This window comes from Enterobacter sp. MGH 37 (assembly GCF_000534515.1).
In the GTDB taxonomy this organism is placed as follows: Bacteria; Pseudomonadota; Gammaproteobacteria; order Enterobacterales; family Enterobacteriaceae; genus Enterobacter; species Enterobacter kobei.
Genome location: NZ_KI973206.1, coordinates 950513 through 968414, shown reverse-complemented (window position 1 = coordinate 968414; position 17902 = coordinate 950513). Strand labels below are relative to the sequence as shown.

The 17902-nt window shown below is 56.5% G+C and carries 11 protein-coding genes; 10 read left to right on the top strand and 1 reads right to left on the bottom strand.

Features of this window, described 5'->3' with window-relative positions:
* Positions 1-44 precede the first annotated feature (44 nt).
* From bcsR to L383_RS06640, 9 genes are all read left to right on the top strand, one after another.
* A complete protein-coding gene (bcsR, locus tag L383_RS06600) occupies positions 45-233 on the top strand; it encodes a cellulose biosynthesis protein BcsR (RefSeq protein WP_008503237.1) in 189 nt (62 codons plus the stop codon).
* An 11-nt stretch (positions 234-244) separates the two neighbouring features.
* Complete coding sequence (gene bcsQ, locus L383_RS06605) at positions 245-997, top strand: cellulose biosynthesis protein BcsQ (RefSeq protein WP_014885603.1); 753 nt, start codon at positions 245-247, stop codon at positions 995-997.
* Complete coding sequence (gene bcsA / locus L383_RS06610; protein WP_023331537.1) at positions 994-3609, top strand: UDP-forming cellulose synthase catalytic subunit; 2616 nt, start codon at positions 994-996, stop codon at positions 3607-3609. The genes bcsQ and bcsA overlap by 4 nt, the downstream gene beginning before the upstream one ends.
* A 10-nt stretch (positions 3610-3619) precedes the next feature.
* Positions 3620-6040 (top strand): cellulose biosynthesis cyclic di-GMP-binding regulatory protein BcsB, encoded by a 2421-nt coding sequence (bcsB, locus tag L383_RS06615; protein WP_045135437.1) that lies wholly within the window; start codon positions 3620-3622, stop codon positions 6038-6040.
* Positions 6041-6046: 6 nt separating this feature from the next.
* Complete coding sequence (gene bcsZ, locus L383_RS06620) at positions 6047-7153, top strand: cellulose synthase complex periplasmic endoglucanase BcsZ (RefSeq protein ID WP_023331535.1); 1107 nt, start codon at positions 6047-6049, stop codon at positions 7151-7153.
* Positions 7135-10617: a cellulose synthase complex outer membrane protein BcsC gene (bcsC, locus tag L383_RS06625; protein WP_023331534.1), complete on the top strand. Its 3483-nt coding sequence runs from the start codon at positions 7135-7137 to the stop codon at positions 10615-10617. Before bcsZ ends, bcsC begins: the two co-directional genes overlap by 19 nt.
* Before the next feature lie 119 nt (positions 10618-10736).
* Entirely contained in the window at positions 10737-12743 is a 2007-nt protein-coding gene (gene hmsP / locus L383_RS06630) for a biofilm formation regulator HmsP (RefSeq protein ID WP_023331533.1), read from the top strand.
* Between the two features lie 159 nt (positions 12744-12902).
* A complete protein-coding gene (locus tag L383_RS06635; protein ID WP_014885598.1) occupies positions 12903-14189 on the top strand; it encodes a dicarboxylate/amino acid:cation symporter in 1287 nt (428 codons plus the stop codon).
* A 226-nt stretch (positions 14190-14415) separates the two neighbouring features.
* Positions 14416-15903: a M16 family metallopeptidase gene (locus L383_RS06640; protein WP_014885597.1), complete on the top strand. Its 1488-nt coding sequence runs from the start codon at positions 14416-14418 to the stop codon at positions 15901-15903.
* Positions 15904-15966: 63 nt separating this feature from the next.
* On the opposite strand, the gene L383_RS06645 is transcribed toward L383_RS06640, so the two are convergent.
* Positions 15967-16896 carry a 2-dehydro-3-deoxygluconokinase gene (locus tag L383_RS06645; RefSeq protein WP_014885596.1) on the bottom strand — a complete coding sequence of 310 codons (930 nt, stop codon included), beginning with the start codon at positions 16894-16896 and terminating at the stop codon, positions 15967-15969.
* 229 nt (positions 16897-17125) lie between these two features.
* On the opposite strand from L383_RS06645, the gene pdeH reads away from it, so the two are divergent.
* On the top strand, positions 17126-17899 hold the full coding sequence (gene pdeH / locus L383_RS06650) for a cyclic-guanylate-specific phosphodiesterase (RefSeq protein ID WP_023331532.1): 774 nt from the start codon (positions 17126-17128) through the stop codon (positions 17897-17899).
* The last annotated feature ends 3 nt before the right edge of the window (positions 17900-17902 follow it).

The window sequence follows — 17902 nt, the reverse complement described above, 5'->3', positions numbered from 1 at the left end:
GCAACTTCTGAGCGTGCGATTTTCCTCAAAGGGATGGCAGAAAAATGGATAATAACGAACCCGGAACCCCAGTCGACTCGACCCTGGGCTATACATTCCAAAACGATTTTCTGGCGCTGACGCAGGCCTTTTCTTTACCTGAAATAGATTACACCGATATTTCCCAGCGGGAACAGTTGGCCGCGGCTATTAAACGCTGGCCATTATTAGCTGAATTCGCCCATCAACAATAAGGGAGCCATTGATGGCCATACTCGGATTACAGGGTGTCCGTGGCGGTGTGGGTACCACATCCGTTACCGCGGCGCTGGCGTGGTCATTACAGCTTTTAGGTGAATCGGTGTTGGTGATTGACGCCTGCGCCGATAATTTGCTGCGTATGTCGTTCAACGTCGACTTCACTCGTGAAGCGGGTTGGGCACGCGCGTTGCTTGATGATAAAGACTGGCGGGATGCAGGGCTGCGCTATACCTCTCAGCTTGATTTACTGCCTTTTGGTCAGCTCACCACCACCGAACGTGAGAATGAAGCCGCTTATCAGCGGTTGTTTTCGCAGTTCACGCTTGCATTGCAAAGTCTGAAAGAAAAAGGCCACTACCAGTGGATCCTGGTGGATCTGCCGCACGGCGCCGGGACGTTAACCCGGCAGCTTATCGCGCAGTGCGATCATGTTCTCTCCATCGTCAACGTGGATGCAAATTGCCATATTCGTCTGCATCAACAGGGGCTGCCGCAAAATGCGCACCTCCTGATTAACGACTTACGCATCGGGAGCCAGATCCAGGACGATCTCTACCAGGTCTGGCTACAGAGTCAGCGTCGCCTGCTACCCATTGTGATTCACCGGGATGAAGGAATGGCAGAATCCCTGGCCTCCAAGCAGCCGCTCGGCGAGTACCGCAGCGATTCCCTGGCGGCAGAAGAGATCCTCACGCTGGCTAACTGGTGTCTGCTGAACTTCGCCAACGCGGCGGAGCCGGCAGGGAGTTCGGTATGAGTCGACTCGCCAGTTGGTTCCTTATCCCGCCGGTTAATGCGCGTCTGAGCGAACGCTACCGACATTTTCGTCGGCATGGTGCGTCGGCATTCAGTGCCGCGCTTGGCTGTTTCTGGATGATTATGGCCTGGATGTTCATTCCGCTTGAACATCCGCGCTGGCAGCGCATACGTGCGCACCATAATGAATTATATCCACACATTAACCCTGACCGGCCGCGGCCTTTGGATCCGGCGCGTTATCTCATTCAGGCCGTCTGGCTGGTCGTCACCTCGTCACAGCGAGAATGCCAGACGCCGCACTGGCGCAGTTTCTCCCGCGTTCAACAGCTGCGCGAGCGCTATCACCAGTGGCTGGATAAATTGCCTGACAGCGTGACCGACAAAACCAGCCATCTGGATAATCAAAAAGAGCTCGGGCACCTCCACCCGGGCCTGCGGCGTTTTATCCTCGGCGTGATTGTCGTGTTCTCACTGATTCTGGCGCTGGTCTGTATTACGCAACCCTTCAATCCCCTGGCGCAGTTCACCTTCCTGATCCTGCTGTGGGGCGTGGCGTTGCTGGTGCGTCGTATTCCGGGCCGCTTCTCGGCGCTGATGCTGATTGTGCTGTCGCTGACCGTTTCCTGCCGCTATATCTGGTGGCGTTACACCTCAACGCTGAACTGGGACGACCCGGTGAGTCTGGTCTGCGGTCTGATTCTGCTGTTTGCCGAAACCTATGCCTGGATTGTGCTGGTGTTGGGGTATTTCCAGGTCATCTGGCCGCTCAATCGCCAGCCCGTACCGCTGCCGAAGGACACCACGACGTGGCCGACTGTCGATCTCTTCGTCCCAACCTACAACGAAGACCTGAGCGTGGTGAAAAACACCATTTATGCTGCGCTCGGCATCGACTGGCCGAAAGATAAACTCAAGGTCTGGATCCTGGATGACGGCAACCGCCCAGCGTTCCGCCAGTTCGCGGAAGAGGTCGGCGTCGAATACATCGCCCGTCCGACGCACGAACATGCTAAAGCCGGTAACATCAATAACGCGCTGAAGTATGCCACCGGGGAGTTTGTCTCGATCTTTGACTGCGACCACGTACCTACGCGATCATTCCTGCAGATGACCATGGGCTGGTTCCTGAAAGAGAAAGAGCTGGCGATGATGCAGACGCCGCACCACTTCTTCTCGCCGGACCCGTTTGAACGCAACCTTGGCCGTTTCCGTAAGACCCCGAACGAAGGCACGCTGTTCTATGGTCTGGTGCAGGATGGTAACGACATGTGGGACGCCACGTTCTTCTGCGGCTCCTGTGCGGTTATCCGCCGTAAACCGCTGGATGAAATTGGCGGTATTGCCGTCGAAACGGTGACTGAAGATGCGCACACCTCGTTGCGTCTGCACCGTCGGGGTTATACCTCGGCCTATATGCGTATTCCTCAGGCCGCCGGTCTGGCGACGGAATCGCTCTCGGCGCACATTGGTCAGCGTATTCGTTGGGCGCGCGGCATGGTGCAGATTTTCCGTCTCGATAATCCACTGATAGGGAAAGGGCTCAAGCTGGCGCAGCGTCTCTGCTACGTCAACGCCATGTTCCACTTCTTATCAGGCATCCCGCGGCTGATCTTCCTGACCGCGCCGCTGGCGTTCCTGCTCCTTCACGCCTATATCATCTACGCCCCGGCGCTGATGATTGCGCTGTTTGTTCTGCCGCACATGATCCACGCGAGCCTGACGAACTCGAAGATTCAGGGTAAATATCGCCATTCCTTCTGGAGTGAAATCTACGAAACGGTGCTGGCCTGGTACATTGCGCCGCCAACGATGGTGGCGCTGATCAACCCGCATAAAGGGAAATTCAACGTCACCGCGAAGGGGGGGCTGGTGGAAGAGGAGTACGTCGACTGGGTGATCTCCCGTCCGTATATCTTCCTGGTGTTGCTGAACATCGTTGGCGTCATCGCCGGTATCTGGCGTTACTTCTACGGCCCTGAAAATGAAATCCTGACCGTCTTTGTGAGTATGGCCTGGGTCTTCTACAACCTGATTATTCTTGGCGGCGCGGTGGCGGTGTCGGTGGAGAGTAAACAGGTTCGTCGCGCGCATCGCGTTGAAATCTGCATGCCTGCGGCGATCGCCCGTGAAGATGGCCATCTCTTCTCGTGTACAGTGCACGACTTCTCTGACGGTGGTCTGGGGATCAAAATTAACGGCCAGGCGAAAGTGCTGGAAGGGCAAAAAGTTAACCTGCTGCTTAAGCGCGGACAGCAGGAGTATGTCTTCCCGACGCAGGTAGCGCGTGTGGCGGGCAATGAAGTCGGTCTGCAACTGATGCCGTTGACCAAAAAGCAACACATTGATTTTGTGCAGTGTACGTTTGCCCGTGCGGATACATGGGCTCTCTGGCAGGACAGCTTCCCGGAAGATAAACCTCTGGAAAGCCTGCTGGATATTCTGAAGCTGGGGTTCCGTGGCTATCGTCACCTTGCAGAATTTGCCCCGTCGTCGGTGAAATTAATTTTCCGGTCACTTACTTCGCTGGTTTCCTGGGTCGTATCGTTCATTCCTCGTCGTCCTGAGCGGGATGAGGCGAAGCAGGCGGACCCGGTTATGGCTCAACAATGATGATAACGCGATGAAAACAAAACTTTCCTGGTTATGTGCAGTGGCAATGGGGATGAGTGCGCTCCCCGCAACAATGGCTAACGCAGAGCCTGATAACGCAGCGGCAACGCCTGCGCCAACAGTGCCTGTGGTCGCGCAGGCAACCGATCCGGTTATTACTGCCGCGCCCGGTCAAACAGAAAATGTCATTCCGAACCAGCCAACGGAGGGGAACACTCTACCCGCCGAGAACCCGGTTATCGGACAGGTGATGCCGGGTGTTCGGGGGGCGAATGCGCCCGTTGTCGCGGAAAATGCCCCGTCACGCGACGTCAAGCTGACCTTCGCGCAAATCGCGCCGCCGCCAGGCAGCATGGTGTTGCGCGGCATCAACCCTAATGGCGGCATTGAATTTGGCATGCGCAGCGATGAAGTCGTCTCGAATGCCGTGCTGAACCTTGAATATACCCCGTCGCCGTCCCTGCTGCCGACCCAGTCTCAGTTGAAGGTTTACCTGAACGATGAGCTGATGGACGTACTGCCGGTTACCAAAGAACAACTGGGTAAGAAAACGCAGGCGCAGGTGCCGATTAACCCGCTGTTCATTACCGACTTTAACCGCATTCGTCTGGAGTTTGTGGGTCACTACCGCGATGTCTGTGAAAACCCGGCCAGCAACACGCTGTGGATGGACATCGGGCGTAACTCCTCGCTGCAGATGACCTATCAGTCCCTGGCGCTGAAGAACGATCTCTCCGCCTTCCCGGTGCCGTTCTTCGATCCTCGTGATAACCGTCCGCTCACGCTGCCGATGGTGTTTGCGTCGTCCCCGGACGTAACCGAGCAGCTGGCGGCCACCATTGTGGCTTCCTGGTTTGGTTCGCGTTCCGGCTGGCGCGGTCAGAATTTCCCGGTGATGTATGACAAAATGCCGGACAGAAACGCGATTGTATTTGCCACTAACGCGAAACGTCCTGCCTTCCTGCGCGATCATCCTGAAGTCAAAGCGCCAACCATTGAGATGGTCAGCCACCCGGATAACCCGTACGTGAAGCTGCTGGTGGTCTTTGGTCGTGACGATAAAGATCTGGTCCAGGCGGCAAAAGCGATTGCCCAGGGCAACGTTCTTTTCCGCGGCAACAGCGTCGTGGTGGACGAGGTCAAGCCGCTGCTGGCGCGTAAACCTTATGATGCGCCAAACTGGGTGCGTACCGACCGTGTCGTGACGTTTGGTGAGCTGAAAACCTATGAAGAGCAGCTGCAGGCGTCCGGGCTTGAACCCTCGCCAATTAGCCTGTCACTGAACCTGCCGCCGGATCTGTACCTGCTGCGTACCAACGGCATCGATATCAATCTTAACTACCGTTACACCGCGCCGGCGACGAAAGACAGCTCGCGCATGGATATCAGCCTGAATAACCAGTTCCTGCAATCGTTCAGCCTGCAAAGTACCCAGGACACTAACCGACTGATGCTTCGCCTGCCGGTGCTGCAGGGGCTGCTGGACGGTAAAACGGATGTCTCCATTCCGGCACTGAAGCTTGGGGCAATCAACCAGCTGCGTTTTGACTTCCAGTACATGAACCCGATGCCTGGCGGTTCGGTGGATAACTGCATCACCTTCCAGCAGGTTCAGAACCACGTTGTCATCGGCGATGAGTCGACCATCGACTTCTCGAAGTACTATCACTTCCTGGCGATGCCGGATCTGCGCGCCTTTGCTAATGCAGGCTTCCCGTTCAGCCGCATGGCCGATCTCTCTGAGTCCATCGTTGTGATGCCAAAAGCGCCAAACGAAGGTCAGGTGACAACCCTGCTTGATACCATAGCAACCGTTGGGGCCCAGACGGGATTGCCGGCAATTAACGTCACGTTGACGGACGATGGCAGCCAGATCCAGAACAAAGACGCTGACATCATGGTCATCGGTACGATTCCGGATAAGCTGAAGGATGATAAGCGTATCGATCTGCTGGTGAAAGCCACGGAGTCCTGGGTTAACACCCCGCTGCGCCAGACCGATTTCCCGAGCATCATGCCGGATGCGAACGATCGCCAGGCCAGCGCGCAAACGGCCGTCACCTCTCAGGGGGCGATGGCTGCGGTAGTGGGCTTCCAGTCACCTTATAACGATCAGCGTAGCGTGGTGGCGCTTCTGGCGGACAGCCCGCGTGGCTATGAACTGCTGAATACGGCGATGAACGACAGTGGTAAACGTGCCGCGATGTTTGGCTCTGTGTCGGTGATCCGTGAGTCTGGCGTCAACAGCCTGCGCGTGGGTGATGTGTACTACGTCGGCCATCTGCCGTGGTTCGAACGCCTGTGGTATGCGCTGTCTAACCATCCGGTTCTGCTCGCCATCCTGGCCGCGGTCAGCGTGGTCTTGCTGGCATGGGTGCTGTGGCGTCTGCTGCGTATCATCAGCCGTCGTCGCCTCAACCCGGATGAGTAAGATGTGATGAAAGCCTTTCGCTGGTGTGCAGTAGCAGCGTTGATGCTGGCGGCGCTTCCTCTTCGCGCCGCCTGTACCTGGCCTGCCTGGGAGCAGTTCAAAAAGGATTACATCAGCGAGGGTGGACGCGTCATTGATCCCAGTGACACGCGCAAAATTACGACGTCGGAAGGGCAAAGCTATGCGTTGTTCTTTGCTCTGGCCGCCAACGACCGCCGCGCGTTTGAGCAAATACTGACATGGACGCGCGATAACCTTGCCGGCGGTAATCTCAACGACCATCTGCCTGCCTGGCTCTGGGGGCAGAAAGACAAAGAAAACTGGGCGGTGATTGACACCAACTCCGCCTCAGATGCCGATGTCTGGATCGCCTGGTCACTGCTTGAAGCGGGCCGGTTATGGAAACATCCGGACTACACCCGCACGGGTAAGGCGCTGTTGAAACGCATTGCCGGTGAGGAAGTGGTGAAAGTACCAGGGCTCGGCGCCATGCTGCTTCCGGGTAAAGTCGGTTTTGCTGATGAAAACGCCTGGCGCTTTAACCCCAGCTATCTTCCTCCGCAGTTAGCAAGCTATTTCACCCGCTTTGGTGCCCCGTGGACCACGCTTCGTGAAACGAATCTGCGACTGCTGCTGGAAAGCGCGCCAAAGGGGTTCTCGCCGGACTGGGTGCAGTATCAGAAAAACAGAGGCTGGAAGTTAAAGCAGGATAAAGCGCTGGTAGGGGGCTACGACGCTATTCGTGTCTATCTTTGGGTGGGCATGATGAATGATAAAGATCCTCAGAAAGCCCGATTGCTGACGCGCTTCCAGCCGATGGCGGCAAAAACAATGAAACAGGGCGTGCCGCCGGAAAAAGTGGACGTGGCGACGGGTAAACGCACCGGCAATGGTCCGGTCGGGTTCTCTGCCGCCATGCTGCCGTTTTTACAACAGCGCGATGCTCAGGCGGTTCAGCGCCAGCGCGTTGCAGACCATTTTCCCGATAACAACGCCTATTACAGCTATGTACTGACTCTCTTTGGTCAGGGATGGGATCAGCATCGTTTTCGCTTCACCGCTAAAGGTGACTTAATACCGGATTGGGGCCAGGAATGCGCAAGTTCACAGTAAATTTACTCACTTTATCGCTTGGGCTGGCACTGATGCCGCTGGCGCAGGCCGTTAACTCTCCGCAGCAGAAACAGCTGCTGGAGCAGGTTCGGCTGGGCGAGTCGACACAGCGTGAGGATTTGGTTCGTCAGTCGCTCTATCGTCTTGAACTGATTGATCCGAACAACCCTGATGTTATCGCCGCCCGTTTTCGTTACCTGCTGCGCCAGGGCGATACCGCCGGTGCGCAAAAAGAGCTGGATCGCCTGAAAGGGATCGCTCCGGGCTCCAGCGCGTATCAGTCCTCACGCAATACGATGCTGCTTTCCACCCCGGATGGCCGACAGCAGTTACAGCAGGCGCGCTTGCTCGCCACGACAGGGCACACTCAGGAGGCGATTGCCGCCTATGACAAGCTCTTTGACGGCAACCCGCCGGGTGGCGACGTGGCGACGGAATACTGGAATGTGGTGGCGAAAGATCCTGCCCGCCGCAATGCGGCCATTAATCAGCTGAAAAAAATTAACAGCAGCAGCCCCGGTAATACGCAGCTGCAGACGACGCTTTCCCAGCTCCTGTTCCAGAGCGGGCGCCGCGATGAGGGTTTTGCGGTCCTGCGGGAGATGGCTAAATCGACCGGCGGCCGCAGCCAGGCGTCTGACATGTGGTATGAGCAGATCAAAGACCAGCCTGCCAGCAGCGCCAGCGTCAGCGCGTTGCAAAAATACCTGAGCGTTTTCAGCGACGGCGATAGCGTCGCGGCGGCGCGAGCCCAGCTTGAAGCGCAGCAAAAACAGCTCGCAGACCCCGCCTTCCGGGCGAAAGCGGAAGGTCTGGCGGCAGTGGATGCCGGGCAGGGGAGTAAGGCGGTTGCGGAGCTGCAAAAAGCCGTCAGCGCCAACCATGCTGACAGTGAAGCGGTGGGTGCCCTGGGACAGGCTTATTCCCAGAAAGGCGATCGTGCCCGCGCGGTGGCGCAGTTCGAAAAGGCCATAGCCCTCGACCCGCAGAGCGATAACCGGGGTAAATGGGACAGTTTGCTGAAGGTCAACCGCTACTGGCTGCTGATCCAGCAGGGCGATGCGGCGCTCAAGGCGAATAACCCGTCACAGGCGGAACGTTACTATCAGCAGGCACGTAACATCGACAATACCGACAGTTACGCGGTGCTGGGCCTGGGTGATGCCGCTGCGGCACGTAAAGATAACGATGCGGCGGAGCGTTATTATCGTCAGGCGTTGCGTATGGACAGCGGTAACAGCAATGCGGTTCGCGGTCTGGCCAATATTTACCGCGCACAGTCACCGGAGAAAGCCTCGCAGTTTATCCAGTCGCTTTCTGCCAGCCAGCGCCGGAGCATTGATGATATTGAACGTAGCCTGACTAACGAGCAACTGTCTGCCCAGGCCGAACAGCTGGAGAATCAGGGGAAATACGCCCAGGCAGCAGAAATACAGCGCCGCCGTCTGGCGCTCTCGCCAGGCGACGTCTGGATAACGTATCGTCTCTCGCGCGATCTCTACAGCGCGGGCCAGCGCAGCCAGGCGGACACCCTGATGCGCCAGCTTGCCAGCCAGAAACCGTCTGACCCGGATCAGGTGTATGCCAACGGGCTCTATCTCTCCGGGAACAATCAGGACCGGGCCGCGCTGGCGCATCTGGATACGCTGCCGCGTAGCCAGTGGAATGGCAACATTCAGGAACTGGCCGACCGTCTGCAAAGTAACCAGGTGCTGGAAACCGCCAACCGCCTGCGCGACAGCGGTAAAGAGCAGGAGGCGGAAAACCTTCTGCGTCAGCAGCCGACCTCTACCCGTATCGACTTAACGCTGGCCGACTGGGCGCAGCAGCGTGGCGATCTGGAATCGGCGAAAACGACGTACAACGCCGTCCTGCAGCGTGAGCCGCAGAACGAGGACGCGATCCTCGGTCTGACCGAGATTTATAGCGCGCAAGGTAACAAGGACGCTGCGCGTGCCGAGCTGGCGAAACTGCCTGCCGCGCAAAATGGCGAACCGTTATCCCTTAATATGCAGCGCCGGATCGCGATGGCGCAGGCGGGGCTGGGCGATTCCGCCGCCGCAGAGCAGACCTTCAACAACATCATTCCGCAGGCCAAATCGCAGCCTGCCTCAATGGAAAAAGCGCTGGTGTTACGTGATGCCGCGCGCTTCCAGGCGCAGAACGGTCAGCCTCAGCAAGCGCTGGAGACGTATAAAGACGCGATGGTGTCATCAGGCATCACGACGACCCGTCCGGTGGACAACGACAGTTTCACCCGTCTGACGCGTAACGATGAAAAAGATGACTGGCTGAAGCGCGGCGTACGGAGTGACGCCGGTGATTTGTACCGTCAGCAGGATGTTAACGTCACGCTGCAGCACGATTACTGGGGCTCCAGCGGCACGGGGGGCTATTCCGATCTGAAAGCCCATACCACCATGCTCCAGGTCGATGCCCCGCTCTCTGATGGCCGCATGTTCTTCAGAAGCGATTTGGTCAATATGGACGCCGGTTCATTTGATAACAATAACGGTACGTACGACCCTAAATGGGGGACCTGCTACGAAACACCGTGTAGCGGCAGCACCCATCAGAGTGACAGTGGCGCCAGCGTCGCCGTCGGCTGGCAGAATAAAACCTGGTCGATGGATATTGGTACCACCCCAATGGGCTTTGACGTCGTCGACGTGGTGGGCGGCCTGAGCTACAGCAGCGATCTGGGTCCCATCGGTTATACCGTCAACGCCCATCGTCGGCCAATCTCCAGTTCACTGCTGGCCTTCGCCGGGCAGAAAGATACCAATACCGGCACCACCTGGGGCGGCGTACGGGCGACCGGGGGTGGCGTAAGCATCAGCTATGACAAAGGTGAGGCGAACGGCGTCTGGTCAAGCCTGAACGCAGAAACGCTGACGGGTAAAAATGTGGAAGATAACTGGCGCGTCCGCTGGATGACGGGTTACTACTACAAGCTCATTAATAAAAACAACGAGCGCCTGACGGTCGGCGTCTCCAATATGCTCTGGCATTACGACAAAGACCTGAGCGGATATACCTTGGGTCAGGGCGGCTATTACAGCCCGCAGGAGTATGTCTCCTTCGCACTGCCGGTGACCTGGCGTAAACGCACGGAAAACTGGTCCTGGGAGCTGGGCGGCTCTGTCTCCTGGTCACACTCCAAAACCAAAGATGAACTGCGCTACCCGATTCAGAGTCTGATCCCGACCGATGAACCCGGCCGCTATACTGACCGGGGCGCGATGGAAACCGGCAGCAGCAGCTCCGGCACGGGTTACACCGCACGGGCGATTATCGAACGCCGGGTCACGTCCAACTGGTTTGTGGGCATGGGCGTGGATATTCAGGAAGCGAAAGACTATACCCCAAGCCATGCGCTGATTTATGTGCGTTACTCTGCCGCAGGCTGGCAGGGCGATATGGACTTACCGCCGCAGCCGCTCATTCCTTACGCGGACTGGTAATCGGATTTTCCTTAATCCATTTGTAAGTCTCTCTTAATAGCACAGCAATCGGGTATACTCAGGCGCGCCAGGTTTACACCCTGGCGCGCCCTGCGCTTCGAGTTTTGTGGAGAGTCATTTTGCGTGTCAGCCGTTCCTTAACGATCAAACAGATGGCGATGGTGTCTGCCGTCACGATGCTGTTTGTCCTGCTTTTCTGCGTCATTTTGCTGTTTCATTCTGTGCAGCAGAATCGCTATAACACGGCTTCGCAGTTAGAAAGTATCGCCCGCTCGGTGCGCGGCCCACTCTCCGCCTCGATCCTGAAAGGGGATATTCCCGAAGCGGAAACCATTTTAAAACGCATTCAGCCTGCTGGCATCGTGAGCCGCGCGGATGTCGTCTTGCCCAACCAGTTCCAGGCGCTGCGGATGAGCTTTATCCCGGAACGCCCCGTCCCGATGATGGTCATGCGCCTGTTTGAACTGCCGGTGCAAATTTCTCTGCCTCTCTATTCGCTGGAACGTCCTGCCAATCCGCAGCCGCTGGCCTACCTGGTCCTGCAGGCAGACTCGTATCGCATGTATAAGTTCGTCATGAGTTGGGTGGTGACGTTAGTGACCACTTGCTTACTTATGACCCTGATTCTCAGCGTGGCGTTAACCTGGTGTATTAACCGGTTGATTGTGCATCCGTTGCGCCGTATCGCCCGCGAGCTGAATGCGCTTGCGCCGCAGGATCAGCTGGGGCACCAGCTTGAACTGCCTCGCCTTCATCATGACGATGAGATCGGGATGCTGGTACGCAGCTATAACCTCAACCAGCAGCGCATTCAGCGTCAGCAGGATGAGTTAAATAACAGCGCCACGCGATTCCCGGTGTCAGAACTTCCTAATAAGGCGTTTCTGATGGCGATGCTGGAGCAGACGGTTGCGCGCCAGCAAACCACGGCGCTGATGGTGATCGCCTGTGAAACCCTGCAGGATACGGCGGGCGTGCTCAAGGAGAGCCAGCGTGAAATGCTGCTGCTGACGCTGGTGGAAAAGGTGAAATCTGTCCTGGCCCCGCGCATGGTGCTGACGCAGGTCAGCGGTTACGACCTGGTGGTGATAGCCAACGGTGTGAAAGAGCCGTGGCATGCCATCACATTAGGTCAGCAAGTGCTCACTGTCATTAACGAGCGGCTGCCTGTTCAGGGGATCCAGCTGCGTCCAAGCGCCAGTATCGGTATCGCCATGTACTACGGTGATTTAACGGCGGAGCAGCTGTATCGCCGCGCGTTCTCGGCGGCGTTTACCGCCCGGCGCAAAGGCAAAAATCAGATCCAGTTCTTCGACCCGGAACAGATGGAAAAGGCGCAGCAGCGCCTGACGGAAGAGAGCGATATCCTGACCGCGCTGGATAACCGTCAGTTTGCTCTCTGGCTACAGCCGCAGGTGAATTTACAGACGGGTGAAGTAAAAAGCGCCGAGGCGCTGCTTCGTGTACAGCAGCCGGACGGCTCATGGGAGCTGCCGGAGGGGCTGATTGAACGCATTGAATCCTGTGGCCTGATGGTCACCGTCGGTTATTGGGTGCTGGAGGAGTCCTGCCGCCAGCTTGCCGCCTGGCAGGAGCGCGGCGTGACGCTGCCGCTGTCGGTTAATTTGTCTGCGTTGCAGCTCATGCATCCGACGATGGTTTCCGAAATGCTGGAGCTGATCAATCGCTACCGGATCAAGCCTGATACGCTGACGCTGGAAGTGACGGAGAGCCGACGCATTGACGATCCTAACGAAGCCGTTGCCATTTTGAAGCCGCTGCGCAATGCCGGCATTCGCATCGCGCTGGACGATTTTGGTATGGGCTACGCCGGGCTGCGTCAGCTTCAGCATATGAAAACCCTGCCGGTGGATGTGCTGAAAATCGACAAAGCGTTTGTCGAAGGATTGCCAGAGGACAGCAGCATGGTGCAGGCCATTATTCAGATGGCGCGCAGTCTCAATCTGCATCTGATTGCCGAGGGGATTGAAACCGACGCGCAGCGCATCTGGCTGGCAGAGGCGGGCGTAGAGAGCGGTCAGGGCTTCCTTTTTGCCGCTGCTGTTCCTGCGGATGTCTTTGAACAACGCTACCTTCCCGGTGCTGACAATCACGCAAAAGTGTAATTTTGTTGCTGGCTTGTGCGAGCCAGCTCAAAGTTCTTAACATTTGTGTTTCAAATTTGAACTGAGTTTATTTCTGTCCTGTTATACGGGTGTTATTTTAGAGCCGCAGGTTAACCATAACCTTACAAAACCTGTGGTTTTTCTTCCCAAGGACACCTTATGAAAACCTCACTCTTCAAAAGTCTCTATTTCCAGGTCCTGACAGCCATCGCCATCGGTATTTTGCTGGGGCATTACTACCCTGAGCTGGGCGCGCAAATGAAACCGCTTGGCGACGCGTTCGTGAAGCTCATCAAAATGGTCATCGCCCCGGTAATCTTCTGTACGGTTGTCACGGGCATCGCTGGCATGGAAAGCATGAAAGCGGTAGGCCGTACCGGTGCTGTGGCGCTGCTCTATTTCGAAGTGGTCAGTACCCTTGCGCTGATTATTGGTCTGATTATCGTTAACGTGGTCCAGCCTGGTGCGGGCATGAACGTTGACCCCTCAACGCTCGATGCCAAAGCGGTCGCGGTCTATGCCGAGCAGGCGAAGGATCAGGGCGTGGTGGCCTTCCTGCTGGACGTGATACCCGGCAGCGTCATTGGCGCGTTTGCCAGCGGAAACATTCTGCAGGTACTGCTGTTTGCCGTCATGTTTGGCTTTGCCCTGCACCGTCTGGGCAGCAAAGGCCAGCTTATCTTTAACGTGATTGAGAGCTTCTCACAGGTCATCTTTGGCATCATCAATATGATCATGCGCCTGGCGCCAATCGGTGCCTTCGGTGCGATGGCCTTCACCATCGGTAAGTATGGCGTCGGTACGTTGGTGCAGCTGGGCCAGCTGATTATCTGCTTCTATATCACCTGTATTCTTTTCGTGGTGGTGGTGCTAGGCTCCATTGCCCGTGCGACAGGTTTCAACATCTTCAAATTTATCCGTTACATTCGTGAAGAGCTGCTGATTGTGCTGGGGACCTCTTCTTCAGAATCGGCGTTGCCGCGTATGCTCGACAAGATGGAAAAACTCGGATGCCGTAAGTCGGTGGTCGGGCTGGTGATCCCGACGGGCTACTCCTTCAACCTTGATGGTACGTCGATATACCTGACGATGGCGGCGGTGTTCATCGCTCAGGCGACCAACAGCCATATGGATATTTTCCATCAGATCACCCTGCTGGTGGTGCTCCTGCTCTCCTCGAAAGGCGCGGCAGGCGTAACGGGCAGTGGCTTTATCGTGCTGGCGGCCACCATTTCTGCGGTGGGGCATCTGCCGGTGGCGGGCCTGGCGCTGATTCTCGGTATTGACCGCTTTATGTCCGAGGCGCGCGCATTAACCAACCTGGTAGGTAACGGTGTGGCGACGGTCGTTGTCGCGAAATGGGTGAAAGAGCTGGATCACAAAAAACTCGACGATACGCTGAATAATCGCGTGTCTGATAGCAAAACTCCTGGTTTAACCTCCTAATCTTGTTACAAATGCCCGCATTCCCTTGTCGGGATGCGGGCTCCTGCGCATAATAACCCTTCATACCTGTCATAATTCGACAAGATTTTTTTTGGGTATATTTCACTTCGGACCGTGACGTTTTGCCGAACGCGCGGTCTAATCGACGTGTTTTCATCGTCATCTTTTAGAGTGCAGCGCGTCGCGAGACACTCTTTTTAACCAGGAATGTTGATCAGGGGTTCACATGCAGGGCACAAAAATTCGACTCTTAACCGGCGGTTTGCTGATGATGGCAGCAGCCAGTTATGTGCAGGCAGATGCGCTCCAGCCAGACCCGGCCTGGCAACAAGGCACGTTAGCGAACGGTTTCCAGTGGCAGGTTTTATCCACCCCGCAACGTCCGAGCGATCGTGTTGAAATCCGTCTGTCCGTTAATACCGGCTCCCTTACGGAAAGTACTCAGCAAACCGGTTTTAGCCATTTTATTCCCCGTCTGGCGCTCACTCAGAGCGGCAGCCTGCAAGCGGTTCAGGTGCGTTCGCTGTGGCAACAGGCCATCGATCCAAAACGCCCGCTGCCTCCGGCTGTGGTCTCCTATGACTACACCATGTTTAACCTGAGCCTGCCAAATAACCGTAACGATCTGCTCAAAGAAGCGCTGACCTATCTCGCTGATGCCTCAGGCAACCTGGCGATTACGCCGGATACCGTTAACTATGCGCTGAGCAACAGCGACATGGTGGCGACCTGGCCTGCGGATACCAAAGAGGGCTGGTGGCGCTACCGTCTGAAAGGTTCAACGTTGCTGGGTCACGATCCGGCGGAGCCGCTGAAGCAGCCGGTCGATGCCGAACAGGTGAAATCGTTCTACCAGAAATGGTACACCCCGGACGCCATGACGCTGATTGTGGTTGGCAATGTCGATAGCCGCGCGGTGGTTGAACAGATCAACAAAGCGTTTGGCGATTTGAAAGGCAAGCGTGAAACGCCTGCCCCGGTTCCGACACTCTCTCCGCTGCGCGCCGAGCCTGTCAGCATTATGACGGACACCGTGCGTCAGGACCGACTCTCCGTGATGTGGGATAACGCCTGGCAGCCTATCCGCGAATCCGCCGCGCTGCTGCGCTACTGGCGTGCCGACCTGGCGCGTGAAGCGTTGTTCTGGCACGTCCAGCAGACGCTCAGTAAGAATAACGTGAAGAATATTGGTCTTGGCTTTGACTGTCGCGTGCTTTTCCAGCGTGCGCAATGTGCCATTAACGTTGAATCGCCGGGCGATAAGCTGAATGCGAATCTGGGTGTGGTCGCCAAAGAGCTGGCAAAAGTGCGTAAAGAGGGCCTCTCTGAAGAGGAGTTCAATGCGCTGGTGGCCCAGAAAAAACTGGAGCTGCAGAAGCTGTTTGCGACCTACGCGCGTGCCGATACCGATATTCTGATCAGCCAGCGCATCCGCTCCCTGCAGAATCAGGTTGTCGACATTGCGCCTGAACAGTACCAGAAGCTTCGTCAGGATTTCCTGAACGGTTTGACCGTGGATATGTTAAATCAGGATTTACGTCAGCAGCTGTCGCAGGATATGGCATTGATCCTTATGCAGCCGAAAGGCGAGCCGGAATATGACATGAAGGAACTTCAGAAGACCTGGGATTCTATTATGGTTACCGCGCCGCAGCCGGCGACCGCAGCGGATGATTTACACCCGGACGCGACGGATATTCCGCAAGGACAGTAATGCGTAGACATGCCCTCTCCCTGTGGGAGAGGGCCAGGGTGAGGGCATCAGCCCGCACTTTGGTTAAACAGGCATCGCCTCACGCGGAATAATCGCCCCGCGATACTGAATCACGGTGCTGGCCGTCAGGTGTCCGCGCTGTGCCGCGGCTTCCGGCGTTCCCCCGGTCAGACGTACCGCCAGGTAACCCGCGCTGAAGGAGTCCCCTGCCGCTGTCGTATCAATCACGTTCTCTTTGGCCAGCTTCACCGCCGGGACTTCAACCACCGCTTCACCCGCCATCGCGACCAGACATGATTCCGCCCCGCGCTTAATGACGACTTCGCTTACGCCCGCCGCCTGCGTGCGTGCAATCACGTCATCTACGGGCTTCTCACCCCACAGGGCGTCTTCATCGTCGAGCGTCAGGAACGCGATGTCCGTGCACTGCAGCATCTGCTGATAAACCTGCTGCGTCTCTTCACGGCTGGCCCACAGGCGTGGACGGTAGTTGTTATCAAAAATCACCTTACCGCCGTTGGCGCGGCATTTATGCAGCAGCGACAGCAGCTTTTCGCGGCTGACTGGACTGAGGATCGCCAGGCTGATCCCACTCAGATAGAGATAGTCAAAGCTTGCCAGTGCTTCACAAATGGCCGGGGCTGCATCGCTCTCCAGCCAGAACTTCGCCGCGGCTTCGTTACGCCAGTAATAAAACGTGCGTTCGCCGGTGCTGTCGGTTTCGATGTAGTAAAGCCCGGGAAGGCGGTTTTCCATACGCTGGATCAGCGCGGTGCCCACATGTTCATTCTGCCAGGCTTCCAGCATCTGCTGGCTGAAGCTGTCCGTGCCGAGGGCGGTAACATAGTCCACGGAGAGTGCTTCTGGCGCAACCTGACGGGCGATATAGACGGAAGTGTTTAACGTGTCGCCACCAAATCCGCGGCTGACTTCCGCGCCTTTTTGGGACAGCTCAATCATGCATTCGCCAATCACGGCAATTTTTTTGGACATAGTCGTGAACCTGAACAGAAGAATTTATCAGCAGTGTGCGCTGAGTGAATTAGATGGTCAACTATATTAAAACGACGTTCCATTATTTAATTTGAGCCAGCACGTGTTCCGGCAAATTTCTGTCATCTTAATTTCATTTTCCCGGTGAATTGAACATAAAGTTCTCAATTGTCGCGCCGATAACCCAGTGACGAGTCCAGAAAGGCCATCCAACAACAGGACATCTGAAATGAAGTCAGAGCAGGTTATCCAGCGGCTGAGCACTACGCCTGAGGCAAGTATTGAGAACTTGCAGGAGCATCGCTACTGGCTGCAATGTGAGCGTGCGTATACCTATCAGCCGATCTACCGAACGGACGGTCGACTGATGGCCATTGAAATTTTGACCGTTGTTACGCACCCGTCAAACCCTTTACAGCGTATCGCGCCAGATCGCTATTTTGCCGAAGTTGCCGTTCGCCAGCGCCTTGACGTGCTGGAAGAGCAGCTTCGTATGCTGGCGACCAAACAGGCCTTTTTCGAGCGGCACAATATCCTCGCCTCGGTTAACGTGGATGGCCCGACACTGCTGGCGCTGCGTCAGAATGCAAAATTGCAGGAACTGATCGCCACTCTGCCGTGGATGCGTTTTGAACTGGTGGAGCACGTCCGGCTGCCCCAGGACTCCTCGTTTGCCTCGATGTGTGAATTTGGCCCGCTGTGGCTGGATGACTTTGGTACGGGCATTGCGAACTTCTCTGCGCTGAGCGAAGTGCGTTATGACTACATCAAAGTGGCCCGCGATCTGTTTATTATGCTGCGTCAGACCCCGGAAGGGCGAAACCTGTTTACGCTGTTATTGCAGCTGATGAACCGCTATTGCAAAGGGGTGATTGTCGAAGGTGTGGAAACGCTGGAAGAGTGGCGCGATTTGCAACACTCACCCGCTGCTGCCGCACAGGGTTATTTCCTCTCTCGTCCGGTTCCTATGGATACCCTCGATACCGTCATAACTAACCTCTGATCC

Coding starts and splice junctions, on each gene's coding strand:
- bcsA (WP_023331537.1), top strand. CDS start 994: ATGAGTCGACTCGCCAGTTGGTTCCTTATCCCGCCGGTTAATGCGCGT.
- pdeH (WP_023331532.1), top strand. CDS start 17,126: ATGAAGTCAGAGCAGGTTATCCAGCGGCTGAGCACTACGCCTGAGGCA.
- L383_RS06635 (WP_014885598.1), top strand. CDS start 12,903: ATGAAAACCTCACTCTTCAAAAGTCTCTATTTCCAGGTCCTGACAGCC.
- L383_RS06640 (WP_014885597.1), top strand. CDS start 14,416: ATGCAGGGCACAAAAATTCGACTCTTAACCGGCGGTTTGCTGATGATG.
- bcsZ (WP_023331535.1), top strand. CDS start 6,047: ATGAAAGCCTTTCGCTGGTGTGCAGTAGCAGCGTTGATGCTGGCGGCG.
- bcsR (WP_008503237.1), top strand. CDS start 45: ATGGATAATAACGAACCCGGAACCCCAGTCGACTCGACCCTGGGCTAT.
- L383_RS06645 (WP_014885596.1), bottom strand. CDS start 16,896: ATGTCCAAAAAAATTGCCGTGATTGGCGAATGCATGATTGAGCTGTCC.
- bcsQ (WP_014885603.1), top strand. CDS start 245: ATGGCCATACTCGGATTACAGGGTGTCCGTGGCGGTGTGGGTACCACA.
- bcsB (WP_045135437.1), top strand. CDS start 3,620: ATGAAAACAAAACTTTCCTGGTTATGTGCAGTGGCAATGGGGATGAGT.
- bcsC (WP_023331534.1), top strand. CDS start 7,135: ATGCGCAAGTTCACAGTAAATTTACTCACTTTATCGCTTGGGCTGGCA.